Source organism: Pseudoalteromonas sp. AWM4_233 (genome assembly GCF_056158285.1).
This window is the reverse complement of the sequence record NZ_JBSWSZ010000113.1, coordinates 168,209-194,078: the sequence shown is the minus strand read 5'-3', so window position 1 is coordinate 194,078 and position 25,870 is coordinate 168,209. Positions and strand designations below refer to the sequence as shown.

The following is a 25,870-nucleotide window of genomic DNA, read 5'->3' as shown; positions in this document are numbered from 1 at the left end:
AGAGTGTTAGTTGATGAGCCTAGAAAAGCATCCCACTGCTTTTCAGGCTCAAGCAAAAGGGGATTACTGGCCGCTTAAGCGTTTGCCAAATGAAATGGCGTAAGCCATTGAACGCATTTTTAATACTGGATCGTCACTGGCCGTAAAGCCTTGAGAAATCACATTGGGGTCAAAGTTGATTGGCGTACAAGCATCCCCGCCTGATTGTTTAAGAACTACTTTACCAAGTGCGACTTGTGCTCTGTCTGCTGGCCATTGAACAGAAGGGTCAATTACTGCATCTTGCTTTTCACCAATCACTGCATTAAGCGTAAAAGATACAGTACCCTGAGTAAGTTGTTTGGCGAGCTTATCAGCTAAGAAAGCGGGCTTAAGCTGCTGGGCTTGTTCTTTTGATAGTGTTTTTACACCTAAGTCTGGCGTAAGCTGCCAGCGGAATTTTACTTGCTCAGCGCCATTACTGTAAAAGAAAGTATGTAGACCAAAAAACTCGGTGTTGGCATATGAGGCTGGTGTTTTGGCTTGTGCATTTCATGCGACATTGCCTTGCACGCTTGGGTTATTCTTAATGTATTCTTGGGTTTTCTTTGGATCGTGCTTACCATTTTCATCGGGCAATAAGGTTGATAAAAAGCCAAAGAAGGTCTCGGGATCTTTGCCTGCAAAAACCGGGAAGTTATTGCCCGTAAAGATGTGTCGAGCGCCACCCGGTAAGTTAATTTGCATGCCCATACCACGCGTGCCAGTTGTTCGTTCGTCAGCTATAGGGTTACCACCACCCATTGAAAACCTGAGTGTGACGGGGAGTGCACCGCTACTTAAAAGAGGCGCATTTTTGAATAAGTTAGTTTGCTTATTGGGTTGAAACTCTCCAGTAGCACATACACCAGAGGCATGAGCTTTACGAACGCCAGTGTATTTACCGTTTAACTTTTCAAATAATTGAATAAATTCATTTGCGGATACTGGTTTTTCTGGAGCAGCAATGATTTGGCCTGAAAAAATAAGCGCGACTGCAGCGGTATAAACGTAAGTATGTGTTGTCATATCGATTACCTGACGGTGACTTAATTATTTATTTGAATAAGCTAGTACTTTGCTAGACAGGTAATCGATTTAATTAATTTCAAATTTGCGTTATTTAGCGCATTTTGAGCGATTTTTAGCAGTTTTATTAACTACCTCCCCCACAGCCACCCCCAGAGCAACCTCCAGAATCACCACCTCCGTCGGCAGCACCGCTTGAGCCACATGAAGCAGAGCAACCTATATGTGTCGCACAATAACCCTCTTTACCGACCCCTTGGCAATTAAGTTGATACTTAAATCCATCTTCGATATCAAGCAAGGCATCTATTGCGAATAAAAGTGGTAATCGGGTCGGTTTTAGAGGAGAAATTCTTTCTTTAGCACATGCTAGTTTCCAAGCGGTCTTTATGCCTTGTTGAGCTGATTTCGGAGAAGACATGGCTTCGGCTGGATGGTGGTGTAAAAAACGGCCAAACGCTTTTTTGCAAAAGTCCTGATAGAACTTGGTAAACAAAATGAGTTCATGCCATGCAACATCAACTACCTGAGAAGGCATTGAAACGGACTTACCTTTGGCTAATAAATTTACATGGAACCATTCTCTCAAGCCCCTTTCTACTGTTTTTAACTGTTCGTCAGACAGATGCGGGTAGCGGCTTTTAACCGTCTGCAAAACCTTTGCGGGTACCTTAAAGTTTTTTATGTGGGCTTTTCTTTTAGCCAATTGTTTTGATTTAAATTTGAAAGCTGTAATTAGCAATGCCACTACTGCAATAATGCCTATTAAGATGTGTGCTTCCATAGCGTGTCCTGAGATTCATTATTTTTATTTATCAGCACTGTATCAGAAAAGTGTACCGATTTCGCAGTATTAATTTTTGTGATAAACCGCACAAAAAGCTGTTCTGTAAATCACCTTTCTTATATGTTTTAACTCTTATAAAAAAACGGGATGATAAAGTGGAAAGGTTATTTGTATATGGAACGCTCGCGCCGGGCAAGCCAAATGAGCATATTTTGCAGGAAGTTGAAGGTGAATGGTTGCCTGCGACTGTCAAAGGAGAACTGCATCAAGCAGGGTGGGGAGCTGAACTCGGTTTCCCTGCAATTAAACTAGATGATGCAGCTGGCGAAGTCTCAGGGCTGTTATTTTGTTCTTATGCCTTGAAAGAACACTGGACCATGCTTGATGAGTTTGAGGGTGAACAATACGAACGCGTTATTGTGAATGCAACCCTTGAGAGCGGCGAGCAAGTTGAGGCATACGTTTACTCACTGGCTTCACCGAAAAGTGCGTAATTAAATCTTAAATAACGCGGCTAATAAAAAACGGGCGAGTCAGAGTTCGCCCATGATTTTAAGCACGTTTTAGTTTGCCTAGCTTTTTCACATAAGCTTGAAAGTCATCAAATCCACCTATGTGCTGGTCATTAATGAATATCTGTGGCACGGTTCTTCGCCCGCCGCTCAACTCAACCATGTTGTTAAATGCATCTTGGTCATCTGATACTTCAATTTCTTTGTACTGCCAGTTTAATTTGGCTAGTAACGCTTTGGCTGCTTTGCAATAAGGGCAGTAGTCTTTATGAAACAATGTGATGTTGGCCATGGGGTTGGTATTTGATCCGGTTTGCTTAATTTGTGCAAGCAAGTTTAAATAGAGCCCATTCATTGCACTATGTCTTAATATTCGAAAATCATGTCCAAAAGTCCAAATATATACTTAAATGACCCCGATCCTTTGAGTGTGCTGTTGAAGCGCTTGTCACTTAACGCCGAGGTGTATGTGAACGGCGACTTTTGTGGCACATGGGCCGTTGATACATCAGGCAGTCGTCGTATTCCATTTCATTTAATTGGTGATGGTGAGGCTTGGTTGCATATGAATGGTGAGATTAAGCAACTAAAGAAATGGGACTTGGTGATTTTTCCGCACGATCATCAACATATCATTGCCAGCTCTGCGGATAAGCCTGATGAACAGTTAATAAACGCCCCAATGAGCAATGATGGCGCAGTAACCAATATGGTCTGTGGCTTTTTTGAATTTAAGCATGCTCAGATGAATCCGCTATTAGATGCAATGCCTGAGGTGATCCATCTCCAAGCAAGTACAAATACTGATGATGCTAAAACTCGCAGGCTGATTGAAATGATGATCAACGAGTTAAAGCAGGCTAGGGTAGGATGCTATACCGTGGTTGATCAATTGGCTTATCTGCTTTTTATTGAAGTTTTAAGACAACAAGTTGAAACAAGTGCATTAAATTCAGGGCTATTAGCTGCGATGTTTGATACGCGAATAGGCAAGGCATTGAATGCGATTCACCAAAACCCACAACGCAATTGGCAGTTACAAGCATTGGCCGACGAAGCGCTGATGAGTCGCTCGAACTTTTCTGACAAGTTTACAAGTTTGGTTGGTTTAAGTCCGATGAAGTATTTAGTTAAATGGCGCATGGTCGAGGCGTATCGTTTGCTTGTGAATACCGATAAAAGTGTTGCCGACATAGCAGAGCTCAGTGGCTATGAATCAGAAGCGGCTTTTCGTAAAGCATTTAAACAACACCAAGGTGAAGCACCGGGTGCGGTAAGAAGTGAGTCTAATAGGATTTAGCATGACAACAGTTCAAATAGCCCGTTACATGATTACTTTTGTGTGGTTGTATCATGGTATTTTTCCAAAGCTTCTACATATTGCGCCACTCGAACAACTCATGACGGGGAGCATAGGTTTTTCAGATGATATCTCTTATTTAATTACCAAGGCGGCGGGTATTGGCGAAGTGATATTTGGTTTGCTATTTTTCGTTTTTTATAAAACTAAGCTTATGAATATCTTAAATATACTTGCATTGGCTTTTTTATTACTGTCGGTTGCTATGCTTCAACCGCAATTGTTAATCGAAGCTTTTAATCCAGTGACCACAAACTTGCCAATCATGGTATTTAGCTTTGTACTCTTAAATGAAATTAAGCAAGGTAAGTTGTAAATTAAGGAAAAGATAAACGTGAATAATCCAATAGAGAAGTTTAAGGATTTATGGCAACAAGCATTACTCGATTCGCCTTTGCAGCAGAAGAGCGCAGTTTGTGTGTCGACCATAAACGCAGAAGGGTTTCCTGAAAGCCGCTTTGTAGATCTAAAACAGGTTGATGAACAAGGGTTTGTATTTTGTACTTATTATGATTCAAACAAGGGTCAAGAAATCAGTCGCAATCCAAAAGTTTCACTGAGCGTATGGTGGGATCACATAGGCCAACAAGTAAGAGTTGTCGGACTAGCTGAACAGATATCAGAGCAAGCAGCAATACAGTTTTGGCAGACACGTTCGCGTTCAGCACAACTAACCACGTTAAGCTGCGAACAAAGCCAGCCGCTATCGTCAGAGTCAGCATTAGTTGATCAGTTTGATAAAACTCAACAAATATTTGAAGGGAAGGAAGTAACAAAACCTCAAAATTGGGGAGGGTATCGTATTCGACCTGTCTCAATTGAGTTTTTAGCATTCGCAGAAAGCCGCTTACATCTTAGGACTCGTTTTACCAAAAATAATGATGTTTGGACAAAAATGTTGCTGCAACCTTAAAGCATAAAAAATGAATACCCTAGCCTAATCTAGGGTATTCAAATTACTCATTAGAAAGTAAAGCGAACTGTCACACTGTGGTGACCATCTTCTTTTACTTTAACTAATACTTTTGCACCCTCAGGAATAACAATATTAGCTGACATTTTGTTACCGCCAGCCGTAGTCAGTTCAACATCTGATTTCTTACCCTTTGCAAGTACTGTAATGTCACCTGTTACTTTTGCCGTTGGGTAAGGCTTACCATGGTCACGAAGGTATAAGCTTGCACCTGACTCTTCGCGAACAAGTTCAAACACCATTTCGTGTTCAACTTTCACTACGCCACCATGAAGGGGTTTTGTATCACCATGTGCTGATGCATTTGGTGCGAAGAACAGGGCGCTAAGCGTTACGAAAATTAATGTAATAAATGTGTTTTTCATGTTTTATTTCTCTTTATGTTGATATTAAAAAGGTTGCTCCCTTCACATATGCGCAAAGGGAAATAGGTTATTAAATGAGCTCTGTTGAGTTGCTGCTCAGCCATTTTTCAGTCGGTTTTTTACCAAATTTCCAGTACAGCAAAGGGGTTAACAAGGTATCTAACAAGGTCGAGCTCATAAGGCCTGAAAAGATAACAATTGCAACAGGGTGTAATATCTCTTTACCAGGTTGATCAGCCGCCCATAACAAAGGTATTAACGCGAACGCTGTTACCATCGAAGTCATCAGTACGGGTGATAAACGCTCTTTTGCTCCGCGAATAATCAAGGCCTTATCGAATACTTCGCCCTCAAAGCGAATTAAGTTTAGATAGTGGCTGATTTTTAAAATGCCGTTACGTGCAGCAATGCCCGTTAAAGTAATAAACCCAACCACAGAGGCGACCGACAGTGAAGTATGGGTTAACCACATCGCAATCACGGCACCAATTAAGGCCATAGGTAAACTACACATAATAATGGTTGCAAACACCATGGATTGATAGCGCAGGTAAAGTACTAAGAAGATTAACGCAAATGACAAAACTGACAGCACAATGAGCAAACGCATGGCTTGTTCTTGCGCTAAAAATTGCCCTTCTAGACTAATAAAACTGTCATCGGGTAACTCATGTGCAGCCACGATTTCGCGAATATCTGCAAGCAGCGTTTTTACATCGACATTCTCACTGTTGGCATATAACACTAAACGGCGGCGTCCATTTTCACGAAGCACCTGATTCGGGCCATCAAGCAATTGAATATCAGCAATATAGGAAACCGGAATTGCCCCCGCAGGTGAATCAATTAAGGTATTTGCAATGGCAGCAGGCGTTCGGTTTTGATCTTCTAAGCGAAGCACCAACTCAAAGCGTTTTACGCCATCAATCACATCGGTTACGCTAGTGCCCTCAGTAAGCATGTTTAATTGACGCAGCGCTGAGCCCGGTGTTAAGCCATATTTAGCTAAGTCTTCATACTTCAAACGCACACTTAACTGTGGAATAAGCACTTGTTTTTCAATGTTGATATCGACAAGGCCTGGAACGCTTTCAAGCTTTTTACGAAGACTTTCAGCACTGATGCGTAAGCCCTCTAAATCATCACCAAACAACTTAATCGCAAGCTGCGCACGCACACCCGATAATAAGTGGTCGAGTCTATGCGAAATTGGCTGACCGATAGCAACTTGCCCTGGCAAAACAGACAATTTGTCACGAATTTCAGCAAGCACTTCATCGCGACTTCGTTCTGACGGGGTTAAGTCGACATCTACCTCTGACGAGTGAACACCTTCAGCATGTTCATCTAATTCAGCACGCCCTGTGCGTCTTCCCACTTGGGTAACTTCTGGCACAGACAGCAGTAATGACTCTGCTAAATGCCCCATTTTATTAGACTCTTCTAGAGAGGTACCTGGCTCAAAAATAATACCAAGCACCAGCGAGCCTTCATTAAATGCGGGTAAAAATGCTCGTGGAAATTGCGTAATACTTGCCGCCGAAAGCAGTGCTACAACACTTGTTACCGCAATCAGCTGTTTTGACTTAGGCAACGCCCAATCAATCCAAAGGCTTTGTAAGTGCTTTAATTTTACTACCAACCAACTATCGCCTTGGTGGATCACTTTGGCATTCGGTAATAAGTAGTAACACAGTACAGGGGTCACCGTCATCGATACCAAGAGTGAGCCTAGGATCGCAACAATATAGGCAAGCCCTAACGGCGAGAACAATCGTCCTTCAATGCCTGGTAGCGCAAACAGTGGTAAAAATACCAAGATAACAATCGCGGTCGCGTAAACAATGCCTGAGCGCACTTCCACACTGGCTTGCCACACCACATCAAAAACAGATTTCGGCGATTGCGATTGCGCGTTTTGTTTTAAGCGCCTTAGAATGTTTTCAACGTCTACCACCGAGTCATCCACTAATTCACCAATGGCAATTGCAAGACCGCCTAAGGTCATAACGTTAATGCTTTGACCAAGCCATTGAAAAATCAATACTGTCACTGCTAAAGAAAGTGGAATAGCAAACAATGAAATAAGCGTTGTTTTTGCTGAAAGTAAAAACAAAAACAGTACGATCGTGACCATAATGGCACCGTCTCGTAGCGCTTCTGTCACATTATCAATGGATGATTTGATAAAATCTGCTTGGCGAAACAGTACTTGTGGCTGGGCAATACCTTTTGGTAAACCAGCATTGAGCTCAGTTAAAGCTGATTCAATTTGCGCAGTTAATTGCACTGTGTCGGCATTGGGTTGTTTCTGCACATTAATCACCACCGCTGGCTTGCCATTAAAGCCGCCATCACCACGTTTTTCAGCTGCGGCATAACTCACAGAGGCAACTTGAGAAAGTAGCACTGGACGACCATCATGCCAACCAACCGCCAAGTTTTTAAGGTGTTCCACATCGAGCGTGCGGCCTTGATGGCGAATTAAATACTCTTGATTATTTAAATCAACAAAGCCACCACCGAAATTAGCAGCAAAGTCATTGAGCGATGCTTGCAGTGACGCTAAATCCACATTTAGTTGGCGCATGCGCATTGTATCGGGTGCAACACGTAGTTGACGCACTTCACCACCAATTGGGATCACTTGCGACACACCAGGAATAGCTAATAGTCGTGGGCGTAATACAAAATCGGCGTATTCACGGGCGGCCATTGCATCAGTATCACCTTCAGCATCAATGGGCAGCGCAATCAACATCACCTCACCCATAATCGACGACACAGGCCCCATTACAGACGTAATGCCAGTCGGTAGCTGCTCTGATGCTAAATCTAATCGCTCAGAGACCAGCTGACGATTGCGATAAATATCGGTGTCCCATTCAAACTCAATGTAAACAATGGATAAACCAATACCTGAGGTCGAACGAATACGCGTAACGCCAGTCACCCCATTGAGTAGATTCTCAAGGGGAAAAGTCACCAGTTGCTCAACTTCTTCAGGGGCCATGCCACCAGCTTCAGTTAACACAGTAACAACCGGTTTATTAAGGTTTGGAAACACATCCACAGGCAGTTTTTGCCCTTGCAACACTCCGTAAGCCATCATGACAAAGGCTAGCAAGAGCACAACCAAACGGTTTTTTAAGCTGCTTTTTACTAATAAATTAAACATTTATACTGCCTATCTCACTTGGTTTATAAGTGATGCACCTGTCACCACAACGCGATTATCAGCACCGAGTCCTTCAGTGACTAACACAAGCCCTGGCTCAATATGTTGATAGCGAATTAGTTGAGGTAAAAAACGCTCTGCCGATAGTTTTATCCACACTTGCGGCAAATTATTTTGACTCAATACAACTGCATCCGCAGGGATCACAATGCCTTGTTGCTTTTCATTAATAGGCGCTTGTAAGCTAATGTTTTGATTGATAAATAAGTTGTTTTCAGATTGTTCCTGTGCCAACTCAAAATTAACATGCACTAAGCCATTCACAAGCTCAGGTGAAAAGCCCAAATAGTTAAGTGAGATTGCTGGCTGCTCAATCACTTTTGCTGAGGTTAATTGCTGAGTAAGCGCTAAATCACTGGTGCTTGCTTCAATGAGATATTGGTTTGGCGCGATTATCTCAAACAAGGCTTCACCCGCTTCAACCCATTGCCCGCGTGAAACTGTGTGGTTAATGAGCACACCCGAGATAGGTGCAATTAACACCTCTGGTTTCTCAAGACCTTTTTGCAGCGCTTGAGCCTGTTGTTTTAAGCTTAAAAGCTCAGTTTCTAGCTGCTCTAACGCTTGTTTTGAGGCTAAATCCCCCAGCTTTTTTAAGCGCGCAACATCGCGATTGGTTTGCTCAATGCGATTGCGGATCGCGATTAATTCACTGGTTTGACTGGCAAGTTCATAGGCGGTGTCTTGATAACGAATAAGGCCAAGCACATCGCCTGCATTCACTTTTGCACCTGTTGGATAAACACCAGTTTCAGGGGCGTCTAATCGACCATCACTGCTAGATTGAATTTTTGCGTAACCGTCTGGGTGCGGTTTTACAATGGCATCTAAACGAACATGTTTTTTTACTTCTGACTCAGTAACAAACTGGGTGCGAATATTAAGTAAAGCTTGGTGCTTCATCGGCATAATGACCGAGCCGTCGGCTTGTTTACCAAGCGCACCTTCAACTTTGTTTGACTTTTGATCTAAGTGTTCACCGTTAGGGCCATGTGCACCAGGTGAGGCAAATAAACTCAGCGAGCATAAACTCAGTGATAAAAATACCGCGTTTTTAAGCTTCATTATTTACGCTCCTTAGACAAACGACCAGCAAACAAACCCATCACAAATACCCCAATACACAGCAACACAATCAGCCATGGGAAGTCATGGTGATGATCATCATGTTCGGCATTTTCATGTGCATCAGTTGATTCAACAGCTTGATGGTTTTCTAAATTTGCCACCAATAAATCACCATTTTCTTCAGTCAAAATGGTCATGACGATTTCATGTAACCCCGCTTGCTTTAGCTGAGTAAGCAGGGTTTGATCGGTCACAATATAGGCTTGTAACTGCGCTGAAAATTCAGCACTTGAGGCCATTTCGCCAAGCTCTAAATCGATAGATGCATCAGCAATTGGGGTGTTGGTTTTAAAATCATGGAGATAAATAACCAGTTGGTTTTCAAGCAATTCACCAGCCAATTCAAAGGTTTCGGTGAAACTTTCAAACTTCGGATTGGTTGAAGCCGTGACTTTAGTTCGAGTATCTAAATGTTCACCATTTGGGCCATGGGCACCAGGAGAGGCTATCGCTGTAGTGATAAAAGCAAGCGATAACACAAGTACAACGAAGATAAAACGTGCACTAAACTGCTTTTGATGCAGTGCATAAAATGTAATAGACATAATTAATCCAAAAAAACAAAAACACTAGCCGAGCGACAAAAGTCACCGACTACGAAACGTTAATTTGAATTAAGCCCTAGGGGGAGGTGTGGTATGTTTTATAAAGGGCGGTGACCAATTATTATTAATTGATACAATTGAGCCCATTGGTTTTATTTCGGCTTTGGAATAAGGGAAAGCATCTAGAGCGACCGTTGCACAGCAATGTAAGTCTTGATTAATGTGTTTTACGGCGTCTTTAGTAAATGAAATTTCAAACTCGCTTTCGTTGTCATGATCATGACTATGCGGCTGGCCTATTTCATGAAGTAATTGGTGAACATCACCTTGAGTATGGTGCTCTTCTCCATGCGCAATACTTCCGAATACCTGAGTACCCAGAATGCAAAGCATCATTATAAGAAGAGTTAATTTACGCATTAGGCGAATGTATTAATAAAAATTTTGCCTGATGCTAACATCGAAATTCCACAAGCTCAATTTTTAATTATTAAAAATGTCTTCGTATTTTGATTAGTGAGTGAATCTAAAACTAATCTAATAGACAAAAAAGTCAGGCTAAGTTCCCTGAGATAAGGGCGTGTTTATCTTTGAGGTATGAGTTTTGTTCAAATCAAAGGCTTTCGATACGCGAAATGAGCTGCGCAGCATAATGGGTTATGTAAGTGGCGAATGACAAAGTAGTGGAAGCCTTTGGTTGAACTCTTCGAGCAGCGCGAGTTGAACATTTATTCGGCGTTATCGGCTAACTTACATAGAATAACTATGCTTCGCAGCCTCTGCCTTGCCTAAATATCCAACTCACAGCTGCAAAAACACACAACAAAGGTCAACACGCCCTAAGCCTGACAAACAAACTTTGGCCGCCTAGCGGTTAAAGTTTGTTAGGGTCGACCTCTTCTACCTCGGGCCATTCTGAATTAGCTTCAAGAATGTGCTTAGGTACGTTTTCAGCCCAAGCCTTATAAACGTCCAAGTTTTTGTTTACATATAGCTTGCCGTCAACAACTTCAAATGCCTTACCGTCGATGTCGAATTTTTTACCAAATGTCATGCCGTATGCGCAGAAGCCACCATATTGAGGGGCGTACTTAGCTGGGTTTGTGTTAAATAAGTCTCTATTTTCAGCTGATGCGAAACGGTAAATTGCGTCGTTATATACGGCAGTGAACTTTGTACTGCCAAGGACAGGCTTACCTTCTGTGAAATAACCAATTACATCGTGACCCGCTAAAATAACGCCATTTTGATCTGTTTCAGTATCGTGACCTGCATGGGCGATTGATGAAATACCGATTAAAACCACGGCTATTGCTGTTTTGAAAGAAGTGAATAAAGCCATCAGATTTGCTCCAAGTGTTCAAGTTGCTGATAGCTTAACCAGTGAGCAAATTTGCTGATATATCCAAACTGCCAGAATATATGTCGAAAAATCCGAATCGTTTAAACCGAGTGCTAATGGATATTAAGTGCTTTTTTAAACTTATATTTTACAGAGCGCCAATGCGTCATTGGGGTGGTGGGCGCTGACTCTATCAAACCATCAAAGTCTATATCGGCAAAATCTAACTCGCCGTCATGCGCTAAAATGACAGACTTGGGCTGAAGTAATTTAATGGCTAATAACGAGTTGCGATAACGTCGCGGATAAAACAGTGGAAACGGTGGTATTAATTTACCTTTAACTTTAACCATTAAATCAGCCACATAAACACGTTCTGATGGAATATGATAAGCGGCAATGTCGCGGTCGGTGTGACCGGGAATGTGCATGACTTGCCAGTCATCAAAGCCAGGTATGGTCATGCCGTCTGCGAGAAAATGGTCGGCTTGCAACTTTCTTGGGTAAAACAGATTTTGTTTTTTCTTGCCTTTTCGACCAGCAACATAAAGCGCGAGTAGCATATCAGTCCAATGCATTAACATGCCATCTAGGCCACGATACCAGTGCCCTGGTGCATTACATGCAGCAATTTTTGCCCCTGTGGTTTTAGCAAGTTTATGTGCGCCACCGGCATGATCAGGATGCATATGAGTCACGAGAATGACTTTTAAATCGTCAATGGCACGATTGAGTTTTTGCGTTATAAAGCTCAGTACAATGTCATGATCTGCACGACAGCAACCATCAAGTAACATGAGTTTATCGTGATATTCAACAAGATAAATTGTTTGTATATAACCTTCTATTTGATGGATTTTCATGAAAGATGCTCCCCAATGCGCTAAGCATTTTTATAACTCATCTGACCACTTTGTGCAAAATTTAGTGCTCATCTAATTCAGCATAATCTTGCTCTTTCTGTTCAGAGTGTTCAGTGACACATGAAAATGTCTGCAAAGGTCGAGTAAAGTCATGCCATAAATGGTGTTCAGTTTGCTCAAGTGAGTTGGGTTGGTAATTGTTGTCTAGACTTGCCCTTTTGGCGACACTGTGGTGCACCACAGGCGTTAAGCTAGGGTCGATTTTATTGTCTTTCATCACACAACAAACTCTGTCATCTAAAGTTAGCCAATCAATAAAGAAAGTGCGGGTTTGTTGATGGTTGAGGCCTAACGCATTAGGAGATAGAGATAAATCGTCGTGACTGATGGTGCCTTGAAGCGCATCGGGGCAAGCTTTTTTGAGACAATCGCTATCCGTGATGTCTAAAGTAAAGTGCGGTAAGCCATGCAACTGTTGCATATATTTGAGCCAATTAATGGCATAACCAAGTGCCACATCAGCGAGGCCATCCATTTTATATCCGCCCCCAACATCTGAATGGGCACCAGCAAACCAAATTTCTGTGATCCTATTTGGATCATGGTTCATCAAGGTTGGTTGAAAGGCTTTACGCTTTTCATCAAGACTGACTAAATGAGTGGCGTGTTTGACTAGGTTTGAAATGGTGCGACCATGCTCAAAAACGACTGAGAATTTAGGGCGTTTGCGAGTGCTTAAATCGGGCAGACCGATGCTGGCAACGGTATCAAATACACATAAGAATATGAAAGGGGGCATGTCGTCATTGCTAATGGCATGCTCAATCAAAGAGACAAATCGCCTTGCTAAAGCTGCGCCGCGAGAGAACCCAGTGATTAATACGATGTCACCCGTTCGATAGTGGTTTAAAAAGTCATTTCTCGCTTTATTGAGAATGTATGACACATCCCATGAATTAAACGCTAAGCCTTGATTAATAAAGCGGTTAAACCAGCCGCCATACGTACCCACTCCTTGATAGTAAAAGCAATGTGCGATGTTGTTGCGATTTGACAGACCATAGAGCTCACCATCACGGTGTAGGTTACCACCCATTAAAAAGTGCAGCTTTAAGATATTACTGATGCTGGCATCTTTTTGTTCATCATATTGTTTTGCATCTTCAGGCTCATTACCTGTGCCATCAAAATTAAAAACGATCAGCCTACTCATTCTCTTCCTTAGATGATGTGTTTTTAGCAATAAAGGCGTTTAAGCGCTTTATTTTGAATTAAGTTTATAGAGTAAACCACACTTTATGAATGGATATAGCTACTCTAGGTAGCTGATTACTATATCAATTGTCTTTTTTCATTGCACCATTTGCTTAGCCATAGCTGAAATAGTTCTTATTTTTGCAATTGATTTTGCAAATCAATCTCATTTGCATTATATTGCGTCGCGATTCAATAATAACCAATTTAGGCTCTCTTATGACAAGTCGTGTATTTAAGTTAAGCGCTCTATTCGTTGCTACTTCAGCAATTCTTTCTGGTCACGCTTTTGCGGATGATGGCAAAAAAGACATTGAGAAGATTCAAGTATTAGGTGACAAGCACAGTAACTATCTGGCAGTTGAAGCAGAAACAGCCACTAAGCTAGGTATTTCAATTAAAGAAACACCACAATCTGTGCGAGTGGTGACGCGTGCGCTGATGGACGACTTTTCATTAGACGATGTGAATCAAGTACTAGAAACGACACCGGGTGTCTCAGTAGAGAAGATAGAAACAGACCGTACTTACTACAAAGCACGTGGCTTCGATATAGTGAACTTTCAGGTAGATGGCTTAGGCTTACCGCAAGAGCGAGGCTCACTTCAGGGCACGTTAGATACTGCGATTTATCAGCGAATTGAAGTTGTGATGGGTGCAAACGGCATGATGACAGGTGCAGGTAACCCGTCAGCAACAGTTAACTTTATTCGTAAACGCCCAACAGCCGATTTACGTGCTGATGTGTCAGTAACAGCAGGCTCATGGTCAAATAAACGTGTTGAAGCTGATGTGTCTGGCAGCTTTAATGATATGGTTTCTAGCCGCGCAGTTGTGGTAAAACAAAAGCGTGACTCTTACCTAGACCGTTATGCGGTAGATCGTGAAGTATTTTATGGCATTACTGAATTTGCTTTAACAGATACAACGACTTTAACGACCAGTTTAACCTATCAAAGTAATGATGCTGACAGCCCGCTTTGGGGCGCATTGGCTTTATTTGATAACAAAGGTCAGCCGACAAACTATGATGTTTCTACTTCAACAGCAGCAGACTGGGCGTATTGGAATAACACCTCAAAGCAGGCATTTGTTGAACTTGAGCAATATATTGGTGACGAGTGGAGTGTCATTGCACGCTACGCACATACGCAAAACGAGCAAGACTCAAATCTATTTTATGTTTACGGCACACCAGATTCAGAAACAGGCTTAGGTCTAACGGGTTATGCCAGCGATTATCAACTACGCGACCGAGTCAATTTATTTGATGTGTATGCGCGCGGTAGCTTTGAGCTATTTGGTCAAGAGCACCTAGTGGCTTTTGGGGCTAGCGAAGCCGATATGTATTACTTTGATCGCTCTTTATATGATTATCAAACCGGTAATGGCTTCCCGCCAATGCCTAACATGAATGAGTGGGATGGTGTTGCGCCGGTGCCAACTTTGGTTGATGTAAACCCAGCAGCCCCAGGTTCTGATGTACACAGTGAACAAAGTTCTCAATATGTATCTGCGCGTTTTTCTTTAACTGATGATTTAAAGCTACTTGGTGGTCTTAGGTACACAAACTGGGAAACACAAGGGTTATCATATGGTAATGACAAGGGTCGTGAAGAGAGCGATACAACGGGCCATGTTGGCTTAGTTTATTCAGTGAATGACGATATTAATGTGTATTCTTCTCACAGCGAAACCTTTGCGCCACAAACTGAAAAGGATATTAATGGATTACAGTTAGCGCCAATTGAAGGTGATACTCAAGAGTTGGGTGTAAAAGCTGAGCTATTTGACGCCAGACTTATGCTAAATATAGCGTTCTTCAACGCAGAGCAAGTGAACATCGCTGTTGCAGATGTGGCAAACTCGACACCAGATAAAACAGTTCACAAAGCGGCGCCGGGTATTCAATCGAAAGGCTATGAAATAGAGCTAAGTGGTGAACTTGGTTATGGCTTCAGTGCTAACTTAGGTTATACCAATACAGATATTGATGTGTCTGACACGTTTAATGCTGGCAATGTAGAAGCACAACTTGTTAAAGATTACACACCAAAGCAGGTATTTAAGCTAGCTGTTAAACATGATGTTGAAGCCATTGAAGGGTTAAGTTTTGGTATGAACATGCGTTGGCAAGATGAGATCAGCCGCATACAAAGCCCTCAACCTTTAGTTGTCACTAAGCAAGACGCCTATGCGATTGTGAATTTTATGGCAAGCTACGACATCAACGAGCAAGTTAACCTGACCTTCAATGCGAATAATGTATTTGATGAGAAGTACATTAACTCACTATATTGGGCACAAGGCTTCTATGGTGCACCTCGTAACTATGCATTGACTTTAAATTGGTCATTGTAAGTTTATAAAAAATTTAAGGCCGCTTATGCGGCCTTTTGTGGTTTATAACCATATGAGGGGCAATCAAAAATGAAAAAAACACTCCATATATGGCATCGATATTTTGGATTAGTCGTCGCCATTCCTCTTATCATTATTTCTTTAACAGGCAGTATTTTAGTTTTTAAAGAAGAACTTGATCATTGGTTAATGCCAGAACTTGCAGTTGTTGCCGGCGAAACAGGGAACAGACTAAGTTATGACGAGTTAAGAGCTGAGCTCAACAACCTGCTTCAGGGTTATGAAATTGGCAGTTGGGAAGTCTTTGATGATGGTATAACAGCAGATCGCGTATATGTGCTCAAGCACGGTACGAGTGAATGGTTTAAAGTCTATCTTGATCAATACCAAGGTGTTGTGCGCTCTGAGCCCGTTGCGGTCAATCATTACTTAACTGACTGGCTGCTCGATTTGCACTATAAGTTTTTGATTGGTGATACCGGGCTATGGGTCACAGGTGTCGCATCACTCATTTTGCTCTTTATGGGCATTTCCGGGCTAATTATTTATCGGCAGTTTTGGAAAAAGTTTTTTACTCTGAGACTGAAGGTAAAGCGCATTGCATTATTTAGCGATATTCATAAATTAGTTGGCATTTGGTCAGCGCCTGTTTTATTGGTGATTGGTTTCACAGGGGTATATTGGAATATTTCTGAGATCATTCATCATGAGCTTGAGCATGCTGAAGAACATCAATATGTGATCACTGAAAGACTCTACAATCACCAGCTTTCACTCGATAAAATGGTTGCTGAATCAACTCAGCAAATGGGTGGGTTTAGGCCAACTTATTTACTTTTTCCATATGAGCCTGAACTTCAAGTCACATTCTTCGGAGAAGTAAGCAACACCAGTTTTGTCACCAGCGAATATGCTTCTATGGTCACCTTTAATAAGCAAACAGGTGCGCGTATGCCGAATTATGATATTCGTGAAGCCCCGTTCTTTTTAGTCGCTGTTGATAGCTTTCGTAAGCTCCACTTTGGCTATTTTGCAGGTCTAACTAGCCGAATTATTTGGTGTGTAATTGGTTTAACGCCGCTTATCTTTGCTATTACAGGCTGCTATTTGTGGTTAAAAAGAAGAAGACCTAAGAAGCGAACATCAGTCAAAGCCCAGCTAGTTTAAAACCCTTAAAAGTGTTCTTAGGCAAAAGCGATTCTTTTGTTTAAATAAACCTTTACCAGAAATAAGCTGGAGGGAGTATGTTTTTTGTACTTTACTTACAAGCAATGTAAGTGCTTAAGGTAAAAAAGAATGCTCTCTTTCTTAAAGGAACTTTTTAATTCGAGTAATCACGACTCGAATTTAGATAGCAGTAATACAAACCAAGGTTATTACCAAGCTGTGTTGGAGCAGGCCATAGATGCGGTGGTATCGATAAATCAACATAACCAAGTGACTTTTTTTAATGCGGCAGCAGAAGCTCTGTGGGGTTATCAAAGAGAAGAAGTCATTGGCCAAAATGTAAAAATGTTGGTGCCTAAAGGTATACAGCCTCAGCATGACCAATTCGTCAATAAAAACAGAACATCAGGTATCAATAAAATTGTAGGCTCTGCAAGAGATGTAGAGATCAACCGTAAAGATGGGTCAAAACGTTGGGGTAAGCTGTCTTTATCGAAATTTTCGATTGGTGATGAAATTCATTACACCGCTTTTTTGAGAGACATCACCGAAGAGCGTTTTCAAAGTGAGTTTATTAAACAACTTTTAGAAGACGCATTAGATGCCATAGTCAGTATTGATGAACACAATAATGTGATCCAATTCAACAAAGCGGCTGAGCAGCTTTGGGGTTACTCACGACAAGAAGTGATAGGACAAAACGTTAAAATGTTGGTGCCTGCCAACATACAAGCTAATCACGATAACTTTGTGAATGCCAATAGACAGACTCGACAAGATAAAATAGTTGGATCGAACCGAGAAGTTGAGATTTTTCGTAAAGATGGCACTAAGGTGTGGGGCAATTTATCCTTATGTCGTGTTGAGTGCGACGGTAAAATGCAATACACCGCGTTTGTACGTGATGTGACCGAACAAAGAGTACAACGAGAGTATTTAAATCAAGTGCTAGAGCAAGCCATTGATGCTGTGGTCTCAATTAACCCAGACAATATAGTCACGCAGTTTAATGCCGCTGCTGAGGCACTTTGGGGGTATGACCGCAAAGAAGTGTTAGGTAAAAATGTGAAGATGCTGGTGCCGATGGATATTCAGCAAAATCATGATGCTTATGTGAATAAAAACCGCATAACGGGTCAGAATAAAATTGTCGGCACTAGCCGTGAGGTGCCTGTTTTTAGAAAAGATGGGTCGCAAGTGTGGGGCAGTTTGGCACTATCTAAAGTGGTGATAGATGGAGATATTCATTACACCGCCTTTGTGCGTGATGTAACTGAAGAAGTCGCAAGGCGAACTACTTTCGAAACCTTGTCATTAGTGGCGAATAAAACCGACAACTCGGTGGTTATTACCGATGCTGAAGGCAAGATTGAATATATTAATCCGGGTTTTACCAAATTAACGGGTTATACCTTAGAAGAAGTGAGGGGCAAAAAGCCTGGTGACTTCTTACAAGGTCCTGACACAGATGCAAATACGGTAAAAAGAATTCGCGAAAAATTGAACGCAAAAGAAGCCTTTTATGATGAAATTTTAAACTATGACCAAGACGGTGGGTCGTATTGGATTTCGCTGGCGATTAATCCGGTATTTGATGCCGAAGGTACACTCACTAAATTTATTTCAGTTCAGGCGAATATCACCGAGACCAAAATGAAAGCGCTCGAGTTTACCTATAAGCTGGATGCGATTAGCCGTGCAAATGCAGTGGCTGAGTTTTCTACTCAAGGTATTTTAGAGCAGGTAAATGAAAACTATTTGGCGGTATTTAACTGCCATCAGGCCACAGATATGGTCGGTATGAGCTTAGAATCATTGTTACACCCAGACTTTATTTCATCACCGGAGTATCAAGAGTTTAGCCAAAAGCTATCGAGCGGTGAGTTTGTGACCGGTGACTTTAAACATCAAACCGAGTCTGGGGAGGCGCGTTGGATCAACGCGTCTTTCAACCCCATTTTTAATACCGCGGGTGAGATCACCAAAATCGTCATGTATGGTGAAGATGCAACCCAGCGTAAGCAAGGCACAGATACCATTGCTGAAGTGTTGTCTTATTTAGAGCAAGGCGACTTATTGCAAAGAGTCGAAGGAGACTTTGGTCCAGAGCTCAATTTAGTTAGAGATTCTCTCAATGCGTCAATTGAAAAACTCAAATCGACCTTAGTGTCTATTTTAGATCTCGCTGATAACGTGAGCTCTGGTGCATCAGAAATCTCAACAGGCAATGCCGATTTAAGTACGCGAGTCGAGTCGCAAGCCTCTTCTTTAGAAGAAACCGCTGCAACGATGGAAGAGCTAACGGCATCGGCGAAAAATAATGCTGAAAATGCCCAAAACGTTAACACACACGCGCAGCAAACCAGTGATGCGGCTGAACGTGGCCGTGAAGTTGTCAAAGGCGCCATTGATGCGATGGGAGAAATCTCTGATTCGAGCAAACGTATTTCAGACATCGTTGGTATGATTGACGAAATAGCCTTCCAAACCAACTTATTAGCATTAAATGCCGCAGTGGAAGCTGCAAGGGCTGGCGAGCAAGGTCGCGGTTTTGCGGTGGTTGCTGGAGAGGTGCGAAATCTAGCCCAGCGCTCATCTTCTGCAGCCAAAGAAATTAGTACCTTGATCCAAGATTCGGTCAGAAAAGTTGAGGAGGGTACTCTACTGGTAAACCGCTCTGGTGAATCCCTCGATGAAATTACCGCTTCGGTCAGAGAAGTGATGTCTATGATTAAAGAGATCACCGATGCCAGCAATAATCAGCTCAATGGTATTCAGCAGGCCTCGTCGGCGGTGTCTGAGATGGATGAAATGACTCAGAAAAATGCCGCTTTAGTAGAAGAAGTGACAGCAGCAAGTACAGAGATGAGCGAGCGAGCACAAGATATGCACAAAGATCTGAGCTTCTTTAAAACACAGTGACGGTTAGGCGAAGAGAGTAGTTAACTTTTAATAAACTTGATATTTCATTGAAAGCGGCGTGATCCTATCACGCCGCTTTCAATTAATTAGACTACTGTTGAAAGTCGTATACCGAGCCTAAGTTCATAATTTGTGTAAGCTCATCTAACGCTTGTTGAGACTCCAGCATTAAACTTGGATCAGCCAAATCAGCTTCAACCAAGCGATCACGATAATGTTTATTTACCCACTGGGTTAATCTGTCGTATAGCAAATCGGTCATTAAACTATTTGGGTTAACTGCGTTTAATTCTTGTTGTGATAATGCAACTCTTAACCTCAGACAAGCCGGTCCTCCGCCATTTTGCATACTTTGTTTTAAGTCCATATAAATGACTTCGTTGATAGGGTTGCTGGCTTGGCAAAGTGCCGCTAAATAGCGTTCGACAGCATCGATAGTTTGGCATTCGCTTGGTGCAATTAATGCCATGCCACCATTTGGCAAGCTTATTAACTGGCTATTAAAAATATAGCTTTTTACAGCTTCATCAACACTCAAGTCTGCGTCAGTGACTTCGATTAAATGTAAAGGGCGGGTGCCTGTGTAATTTTGTCTGATTTGCGCAATGACTTTTTTCTGCTGATAGAAAGCTTGTTCATGAAATAAAAAGACATTCTCATTACCAATGGCAATCACATCGTTATGGAATACACCTTGATCTATGACTTCTGGATTCTGCTGAATATACAGGGTTTGTGCTGGATCTAGTAAGTGACTGCGGGCAACTGCCTCACTGGCTTGGCGAGTTTGTCTCGCCGGGAAAACTTGCGGTTTTACTTTGCTATTCATGTCTTCGCCATATACAAAAAGCGCTAACCCAGGATGACCATAACTGTCAGCTAAACGGGTATAGTTTGCGGCGCCTTCATCACCAAACAAAACATGTTGAGGCAAAGGGGCATGATGCGTGAACACAGAGTCGTCCGAAAAAGTGGCTTTTAAAATTTTGCTGGTGGTTTTGGCTTCAATGGCTCGGTGAATTTTATTGTTCAAATTCGCTGGGGTGAAATGCACTTTCCCGTCGCCACTGTCTGCACTCGGTGACACGGTTGCTGCATTGGCTGTCCACATAGAGGATGCTGAATAACAGGCTTTCAAAAATTGCGGGGCTGATTTTGCAGCTTGTGAAATAACATTGGCATCTGAGCCTGAAAAGCCAAGGCTTCTTAGTGTGATTAAGTCAGGTCGAGCATTGGGCGCTAATACACCTTGATGTAACCCCATCTGGCTAAGCGTATGCATTTTTTCTAAACCTTGTAGCGCAGCTTTTTTTGGATTTGCGACTTTATTGGCATTCGACTTAGATGCCACGTTGCCATATGACAGCCCAGCATAATTATGTGTTGGTCCAACTAACCCATCAAAATTGACTTCAGTGTAATTCATAGTTGCCTCATTGTGGTGCAATCGTGCACTAATTCAGTGTTGTTTTTATCCCGATAGTTAGTTCTATAATAAAAAACTCAATTATTTCATTGGTTTATTTTTGAATTAACTACATTTAGCTATAATTAGATCAAGCTATGTGCCAAGCGGCTTTAATAAACAGAATAAAAACGATTAATCCTGTATATTTCTATGGCTGTGACTGAGTCACAATAGTCAATAAGTGGTACAGACCTAAAAAAGGACAAATTATGCTCGCAAAATTAAGTGCGCTTTTGAACCATGCCATTTTTACATTCAATGAAGAACCCCTCACGGTCGGTGAAGTACTGATCATTCCTTTATGGCTGATATTGAGCTTTTGGCTAGTGCGAGTGATCGTTAAATCTGTCGAAAAGCGTTTAACAGCGAAAAAACGTGATCCCAATATCATTCAGCTAATTCGTAAAATCATCGTCATTGTGGCTTTGGCGATTATTTTCTTAACGACGCTGTCGATGCTTAATGTGCCGATCACAGCATTTGCGTTTTTATCAGGGGCGATTGCCATCGGCTTTGGTTTTGGTGCGCAAAACATCATTAATAACTTTATTAGTGGCTGGATATTAATTGGTGAAAAACCCATTCGCATTGGTGATTTCTTAGAGGTTGAGGGCGTTAAGGGCATCGTTGAAGAAATTAATACCCGCTCAACACGAATTCGTCGTGTTGATGGCGTGCATATGCTTATCCCAAACAGCAAACTGCTCGAAAACACGGTGGTAAACTGGACGTTAAGAGACAGATTAGTGCGTGGTACGGTGAGAATAGGCGTGGCTTATGGGTCTGATTGTGAGCAAGTCGCGAAGTTAATGTTAGCTGCTACGAAAGCCCATGACAAAGTGTTGGATGATCCCGAGCCTTCGGTTTTTTTCTTAGATTTTGGTGATAATGCATTGGTATTTGAGTCTTATTTTTGGATTAACTCAACTGTAGAAGGGGGGCTGAGACTCGTCTCGAGTGATATTCGTTTTGCCTTAGATAAAGCATTTAAAGACGCTGATATCGTGATTGCCTTCCCACAAAGAGATATTCATATCGATGGTGAATTGAAAATCACTAAATGAATTATTTTTAACAAAACAAACCTCATCACAAGGCTTCTCAGGAAGAAGGGCTTTTTATGTAATCTAATGTGACAGGCACTTATAACATTAGGTTTCTTAGCTTAGATACTCGGTACTCATTAGAGTTGAATACTAAGGTTTGATAATCCAATTGCTTTGTATATTCAGTCCCGTGTTATTTTTTGAGCTTGCACAAGTGATTTATTTCCGCCGCAATAAATGGGTGAGTTAAATTGAATTCATGATTATTAGACAATGCTGATCAGCTATTGCCGATCAGCATATTACTGAATAACACCAATGCATAGCCAAATACAGCACCAAGCGGAGGCCCCCAATGTTTCTTGAGCTTAGACTGCGGGGCAATATCTTGGAAAATTAAGTATAAGATCCCGCCAGATGCAAAGAGCATGATAGCGCCTAACATGGCTTGATATCCCGCTAATACATAATACCCAAACAACCCAGCTAAAGGGCCTAATGGCACCAGTAAAAACATAATCATCAAAGTGGTTTTAGTACTTTTATTCTGTTTTTTTAATTCGCGAAAAGCGTTAAAACCCTCAGGTAAATTTTGCAAACCGATCAGCAGAGCGAGCATTAAAGCGGTTGATGAGCCTGTGGCGACGAGACCTCCTAATGCAACGGCTTCGGGCACAAAATCTAAAGTCATACCCATTAATTGAGGCGATTCATGGCGTTTGAGTCCAAGTTGTCGCTCTATAAAGAAAAAACTCAGCGCCCCTAATAACAAAATCGCAATTGCAATGAATTGACTCGGTAAATTATGTATGCCTTCAGGCACTAATACGGTTGTTACTGCGCCCAATAAAATGCCACCGCCAAATGCGATAAGAAAATGTCTCAGCTCTTTTTCTAGCCAATAAGGGCGAATAGATTCAATACTGGCAATTAAACCGCCAATAGGGATGCATAACCCAGCTAGGCTCGTGAGAAGAACAATGTTCAGATATTCAGGCATATTTGTGCAGCCAATTTAGGTGACCTTTTAAAGTAAAGCTTCTTCAATATAGAAGATAAGCTAAGCTCTGTTAAGGATTTTATAGCAAGTATTTAGCTTTACATTATGGTGGTTGACGACTAATTTTTTATATTAACGATGTGGCCTAAAACACACATATTTGCCACTTTGAAGTGGGTTATCATTTTATCTTGTCACCTACCAAAGAGATGCCATGGAATTATCAACTGTCACGTTATTATTAATGAGTGGTGTCGGTGTATTTACTTCTGCCGTTTCGTTGATTTTTTTGTGGTTGGCAAACAGAGATATTACAGCGGTGCGTTATTGGGCTATATCATCTTGTTTCCTGATGACGGGTCTTTTGTTATTTAACAGTCAAAATGTTTTACCAGAAGCCCTTAAATATGTGCTTCCTAATTTTGTGGTACAGGCGTCTTTTGGTTTTATTTTACTTGGTACTTACCGAGCCTGTGAGCAGAGAATTCCAAAAGCTGCAGTCTCAACTTTCATCACTTGTTATGTCATGCTGCATCTCTCCCTGACATTTATCTATCCCAGTTACCCTCTGCGATTCACGCTTGGAGTAACGACTGTTGTGATTTTTCTGAGTTGGGTTTTATGGTGTTTATATCGTTATAGCCAAGGGCGTTTCAAGGTCTCCAGCTTTTTAATATTACTTAGTGTGGTGATTTTATTTGTGGTGTCATTCAATAAAATTATCGATATGAATTGGCAAGGGGTTAATAATCTGCAACAAGATGACTCTATAAAAGCCCAATGGTTTATTATTGCTTTGTTTATGAGTCAGCTCTTGTTTAATTTCGCTTTTGGGATCATGACAGGTGAAATAAGAAATAACAAAAATAAATCAGTTCAAAAAAAACTTATTAGCGCCAATGACGCATTGAAAATTGAAAAAGCACGAGCGGAGAAACATTCAAAACTTAAATCTGAATTCCTGGCAAATATGAGTCATGAGATCAGAACGCCCATAAATGGGGTGATAGGGTGTTTGGAGCTTTTGCAAAATACTACATTGTCAAAACAACAAGCTCAATATACAGAACTCTCTCATGCAAGTGCAAACTCACTACTTGGAGTGATTAATGATATTTTAGACTTTTCGAAAATTGAATCTGGTAAGCTAGAGATCAACAATGAACCTGTTGAGCTAATTGCATTATTAGATAGTGTCGCCAAATCATTTGCTATAGTACTGAGTAACAAACCGGTTAGGTTATTTGTCGATTGTCACCAAGTCACACATCATAATTTACAACTAGATCCAGTAAGAGTTCGGCAAATACTCAATAATTTATTGAGCAATGCGATTAAGTTTACCGAGAAAGGGCATGTCAAACTTGAGCTAATGTCTGAATTACAAGAAGGTGGCAGAGTCCGGTTAACTGGCAAAGTTATAGATACTGGGATCGGGATAGATAGCCAAGCTCAAGATAAATTATTCAATGCATTCAGCCAGTGTGATGCATCAACAACTCGGTTGTATGGTGGAACAGGACTTGGGCTTGTCATTGTAAAACGCCTATGTAATTTGATGGAAGGCGAGGTGACACTGGTATCAAGCTCACCCGAAAAAGGTACTGAATTTGCTTTTTCTTTAGTTGCTGAGCAGGACGGTTCCAAGGTCAGCGATCACTGTGAATTGCAGGTTCCTAAGTTTATAGGTTTATATAGCTCGAATTCCACTTTTGCAGAAATCATAGGAAGTCAGTTTGCAGCAAAAGGTTTATCCCTCGAATTACTGACACCTAAAACTTTGCAGCAATCCTCTTTTGATTTAATCATTTTAGATTTGGTAGATTGCTCACAGCCAGGTTTAGAAAGTGCATATTTAATTGAGAGTGCTCAAAGGCAAACAAATAAGCTTTGTATTATTTGTGATTTAAATAGCGATTTGCCCAATAGCGATTTAGTAAGGGAGTCTGATTGTCGGGTATTTTACCATCCTTTTACTTGTTTTGATTTGATGCAGTTATTTACAGAAAAAGTAATAGAAAATAACTACAAGCCGATACAATCAGACCCTCTCGCACGGCTGCAATCATTAGTTGGGCTCTCTGTGTTACTGGCCGAAGATAATAAGGTAAATCAACTAGTAGCCACTAAAATACTCAGTAATTGGCAGGTTAAATATAAAATAGCGAATTCAGGGAAGGAAGTGCTCGACATACTTAAATATGCAACACCAGAGCAATTTGATGTAATTTTAATGGATTGCCAAATGCCTATTCTCGATGGTTATCAAACGACAAAAGAGATCCGAGAAAACCCACGCTATAAAGTGTTTAAAGATATTCCGATCATTGCTTTAACCGCCAATGCAATGAGCGGTGATAAAGAAAAATGTTTAGCTGAAGGTATGAGTGGGTATGTGAGTAAACCAATAGATGCAAATATGCTTTACCAAACAATCCTCTCATTTTTTAGTAATAATGAAAAAAGGCAAGGATAACCTTGCCTTTTGAGTA

At 41.4% G+C, this 25,870-nt stretch carries 21 protein-coding genes and 1 pseudogene; 9 read left to right on the top strand and 13 right to left on the bottom strand.

The window, feature by feature from the left end:
• Window positions 1-63 precede the first annotated feature (63 nt).
• Window positions 64-1,047: pseudogene (locus ACXAC4_RS22460) on the bottom strand (catalase family peroxidase).
• A 127-nt stretch (window positions 1,048-1,174) separates the two neighbouring features.
• Window positions 1,175-1,831 (bottom strand): glycine-rich domain-containing protein, encoded by a 657-nt coding sequence (locus ACXAC4_RS22455; RefSeq protein ID WP_475165667.1) that lies wholly within the window; start codon window positions 1,829-1,831, stop codon window positions 1,175-1,177.
• A gap of 158 nt (window positions 1,832-1,989) precedes the next feature.
• Here ACXAC4_RS22455 and ACXAC4_RS22450 point away from each other — a divergent pair, with 158 nt between their 5' ends.
• Entirely contained in the window at window positions 1,990-2,328 is a 339-nt protein-coding gene (locus ACXAC4_RS22450; RefSeq protein WP_475165665.1) for a gamma-glutamylcyclotransferase family protein, read from the top strand.
• A gap of 58 nt (window positions 2,329-2,386) precedes the next feature.
• Here ACXAC4_RS22450 and grxC read toward each other — a convergent pair whose 3' ends face one another.
• Window positions 2,387-2,701 carry a glutaredoxin 3 gene (gene grxC / locus ACXAC4_RS22445; protein ID WP_475165662.1) on the bottom strand — a complete coding sequence of 105 codons (315 nt, stop codon included), beginning with the start codon at window positions 2,699-2,701 and terminating at the stop codon, window positions 2,387-2,389.
• Window positions 2,702-2,728: 27 nt separating this feature from the next.
• Here grxC and ACXAC4_RS22440 point away from each other — a divergent pair, with 27 nt between their 5' ends.
• The 3 genes from ACXAC4_RS22440 to ACXAC4_RS22430 are packed head-to-tail and all read left to right on the top strand — an operon-like array spanning window position 2,729 to window position 4,619.
• Window positions 2,729-3,646 (top strand): AraC family transcriptional regulator, encoded by a 918-nt coding sequence (locus tag ACXAC4_RS22440; protein ID WP_475165659.1) that lies wholly within the window; start codon window positions 2,729-2,731, stop codon window positions 3,644-3,646.
• 1 nt (window position 3,647) lies between these two features.
• Window positions 3,648-4,022 carry a DoxX-like family protein gene (locus ACXAC4_RS22435; RefSeq protein ID WP_475165656.1) on the top strand — a complete coding sequence of 125 codons (375 nt, stop codon included), beginning with the start codon at window positions 3,648-3,650 and terminating at the stop codon, window positions 4,020-4,022.
• A gap of 18 nt (window positions 4,023-4,040) precedes the next feature.
• The gene (locus tag ACXAC4_RS22430) at window positions 4,041-4,619 is read left to right on the top strand and encodes a pyridoxine/pyridoxamine 5'-phosphate oxidase (protein ID WP_475165654.1); all 579 of its coding nucleotides are present in this window, start codon (window positions 4,041-4,043) and stop codon (window positions 4,617-4,619) included.
• Window positions 4,620-4,669: 50 nt separating this feature from the next.
• On the opposite strand, the gene ACXAC4_RS22425 is transcribed toward ACXAC4_RS22430, so the two are convergent.
• The 8 genes from ACXAC4_RS22425 to ACXAC4_RS22390 form a co-directional block, all read right to left on the bottom strand.
• Window positions 4,670-5,044, bottom strand: coding sequence for a hypothetical protein (locus ACXAC4_RS22425; protein WP_475165651.1), 375 nt, complete (start codon window positions 5,042-5,044; stop codon window positions 4,670-4,672).
• 70 nt (window positions 5,045-5,114) lie between these two features.
• On the bottom strand, window positions 5,115-8,222 hold the full coding sequence (locus ACXAC4_RS22420; RefSeq protein ID WP_475165648.1) for an efflux RND transporter permease subunit: 3,108 nt from the start codon (window positions 8,220-8,222) through the stop codon (window positions 5,115-5,117).
• 9 nt (window positions 8,223-8,231) lie between these two features.
• Window positions 8,232-9,347: an efflux RND transporter periplasmic adaptor subunit gene (locus tag ACXAC4_RS22415; RefSeq protein WP_475165647.1), complete on the bottom strand. Its 1,116-nt coding sequence runs from the start codon at window positions 9,345-9,347 to the stop codon at window positions 8,232-8,234.
• On the bottom strand, window positions 9,347-9,955 hold the full coding sequence (locus ACXAC4_RS22410; protein ID WP_475165645.1) for a hypothetical protein: 609 nt from the start codon (window positions 9,953-9,955) through the stop codon (window positions 9,347-9,349). The genes ACXAC4_RS22415 and ACXAC4_RS22410 overlap by 1 nt, the downstream gene beginning before the upstream one ends.
• A gap of 69 nt (window positions 9,956-10,024) precedes the next feature.
• The gene (locus ACXAC4_RS22405) at window positions 10,025-10,375 is read right to left on the bottom strand and encodes a hypothetical protein (RefSeq protein ID WP_475165643.1); all 351 of its coding nucleotides are present in this window, start codon (window positions 10,373-10,375) and stop codon (window positions 10,025-10,027) included.
• Window positions 10,376-10,829: 454 nt separating this feature from the next.
• Window positions 10,830-11,300, bottom strand: coding sequence for a YHS domain-containing (seleno)protein (locus ACXAC4_RS22400; RefSeq protein ID WP_475167710.1), 471 nt, complete (start codon window positions 11,298-11,300; stop codon window positions 10,830-10,832).
• Window positions 11,301-11,410: 110 nt separating this feature from the next.
• Window positions 11,411-12,160, bottom strand: a complete 750-nt coding sequence (locus tag ACXAC4_RS22395) for an MBL fold metallo-hydrolase (protein ID WP_475165641.1) — start codon at window positions 12,158-12,160, stop codon at window positions 11,411-11,413.
• Window positions 12,161-12,221: 61 nt separating this feature from the next.
• Complete coding sequence (locus tag ACXAC4_RS22390) at window positions 12,222-13,373, bottom strand: phospholipase effector Tle1 domain-containing protein (RefSeq protein ID WP_475165639.1); 1,152 nt, start codon at window positions 13,371-13,373, stop codon at window positions 12,222-12,224.
• 260 nt (window positions 13,374-13,633) lie between these two features.
• Here ACXAC4_RS22390 and ACXAC4_RS22385 point away from each other — a divergent pair, with 260 nt between their 5' ends.
• The 3 genes from ACXAC4_RS22385 to ACXAC4_RS22375 all read left to right on the top strand — a co-directional run bounded on the left by ACXAC4_RS22385 (window position 13,634) and on the right by ACXAC4_RS22375 (window position 19,864).
• Complete coding sequence (locus ACXAC4_RS22385) at window positions 13,634-15,775, top strand: TonB-dependent siderophore receptor (RefSeq protein WP_475165638.1); 2,142 nt, start codon at window positions 13,634-13,636, stop codon at window positions 15,773-15,775.
• 69 nt (window positions 15,776-15,844) lie between these two features.
• Window positions 15,845-16,942 carry a PepSY-associated TM helix domain-containing protein gene (locus ACXAC4_RS22380; RefSeq protein ID WP_475165635.1) on the top strand — a complete coding sequence of 366 codons (1,098 nt, stop codon included), beginning with the start codon at window positions 15,845-15,847 and terminating at the stop codon, window positions 16,940-16,942.
• A 129-nt stretch (window positions 16,943-17,071) separates the two neighbouring features.
• A complete protein-coding gene (locus ACXAC4_RS22375) occupies window positions 17,072-19,864 on the top strand; it encodes a methyl-accepting chemotaxis protein (protein WP_475165632.1) in 2,793 nt (930 codons plus the stop codon).
• 91 nt (window positions 19,865-19,955) lie between these two features.
• On the opposite strand, the gene astB is transcribed toward ACXAC4_RS22375, so the two are convergent.
• On the bottom strand, window positions 19,956-21,290 hold the full coding sequence (gene astB / locus ACXAC4_RS22370) for an N-succinylarginine dihydrolase (protein ID WP_475165629.1): 1,335 nt from the start codon (window positions 21,288-21,290) through the stop codon (window positions 19,956-19,958).
• 251 nt (window positions 21,291-21,541) lie between these two features.
• Between astB and ACXAC4_RS22365 the strand changes: the two genes are divergently transcribed.
• Window positions 21,542-22,396 carry a mechanosensitive ion channel family protein gene (locus ACXAC4_RS22365; RefSeq protein ID WP_475165626.1) on the top strand — a complete coding sequence of 285 codons (855 nt, stop codon included), beginning with the start codon at window positions 21,542-21,544 and terminating at the stop codon, window positions 22,394-22,396.
• A gap of 262 nt (window positions 22,397-22,658) precedes the next feature.
• Here the strand turns inward: ACXAC4_RS22365 and ACXAC4_RS22360 are convergent, their stop codons facing one another.
• A complete protein-coding gene (locus ACXAC4_RS22360; RefSeq protein ID WP_475165623.1) occupies window positions 22,659-23,378 on the bottom strand; it encodes a ZIP family metal transporter in 720 nt (239 codons plus the stop codon).
• Window positions 23,379-23,592: 214 nt separating this feature from the next.
• Here ACXAC4_RS22360 and ACXAC4_RS22355 point away from each other — a divergent pair, with 214 nt between their 5' ends.
• On the top strand, window positions 23,593-25,854 hold the full coding sequence (locus tag ACXAC4_RS22355; RefSeq protein WP_475165621.1) for an ATP-binding protein: 2,262 nt from the start codon (window positions 23,593-23,595) through the stop codon (window positions 25,852-25,854).
• The last annotated feature ends 16 nt before the right edge of the window (window positions 25,855-25,870 follow it).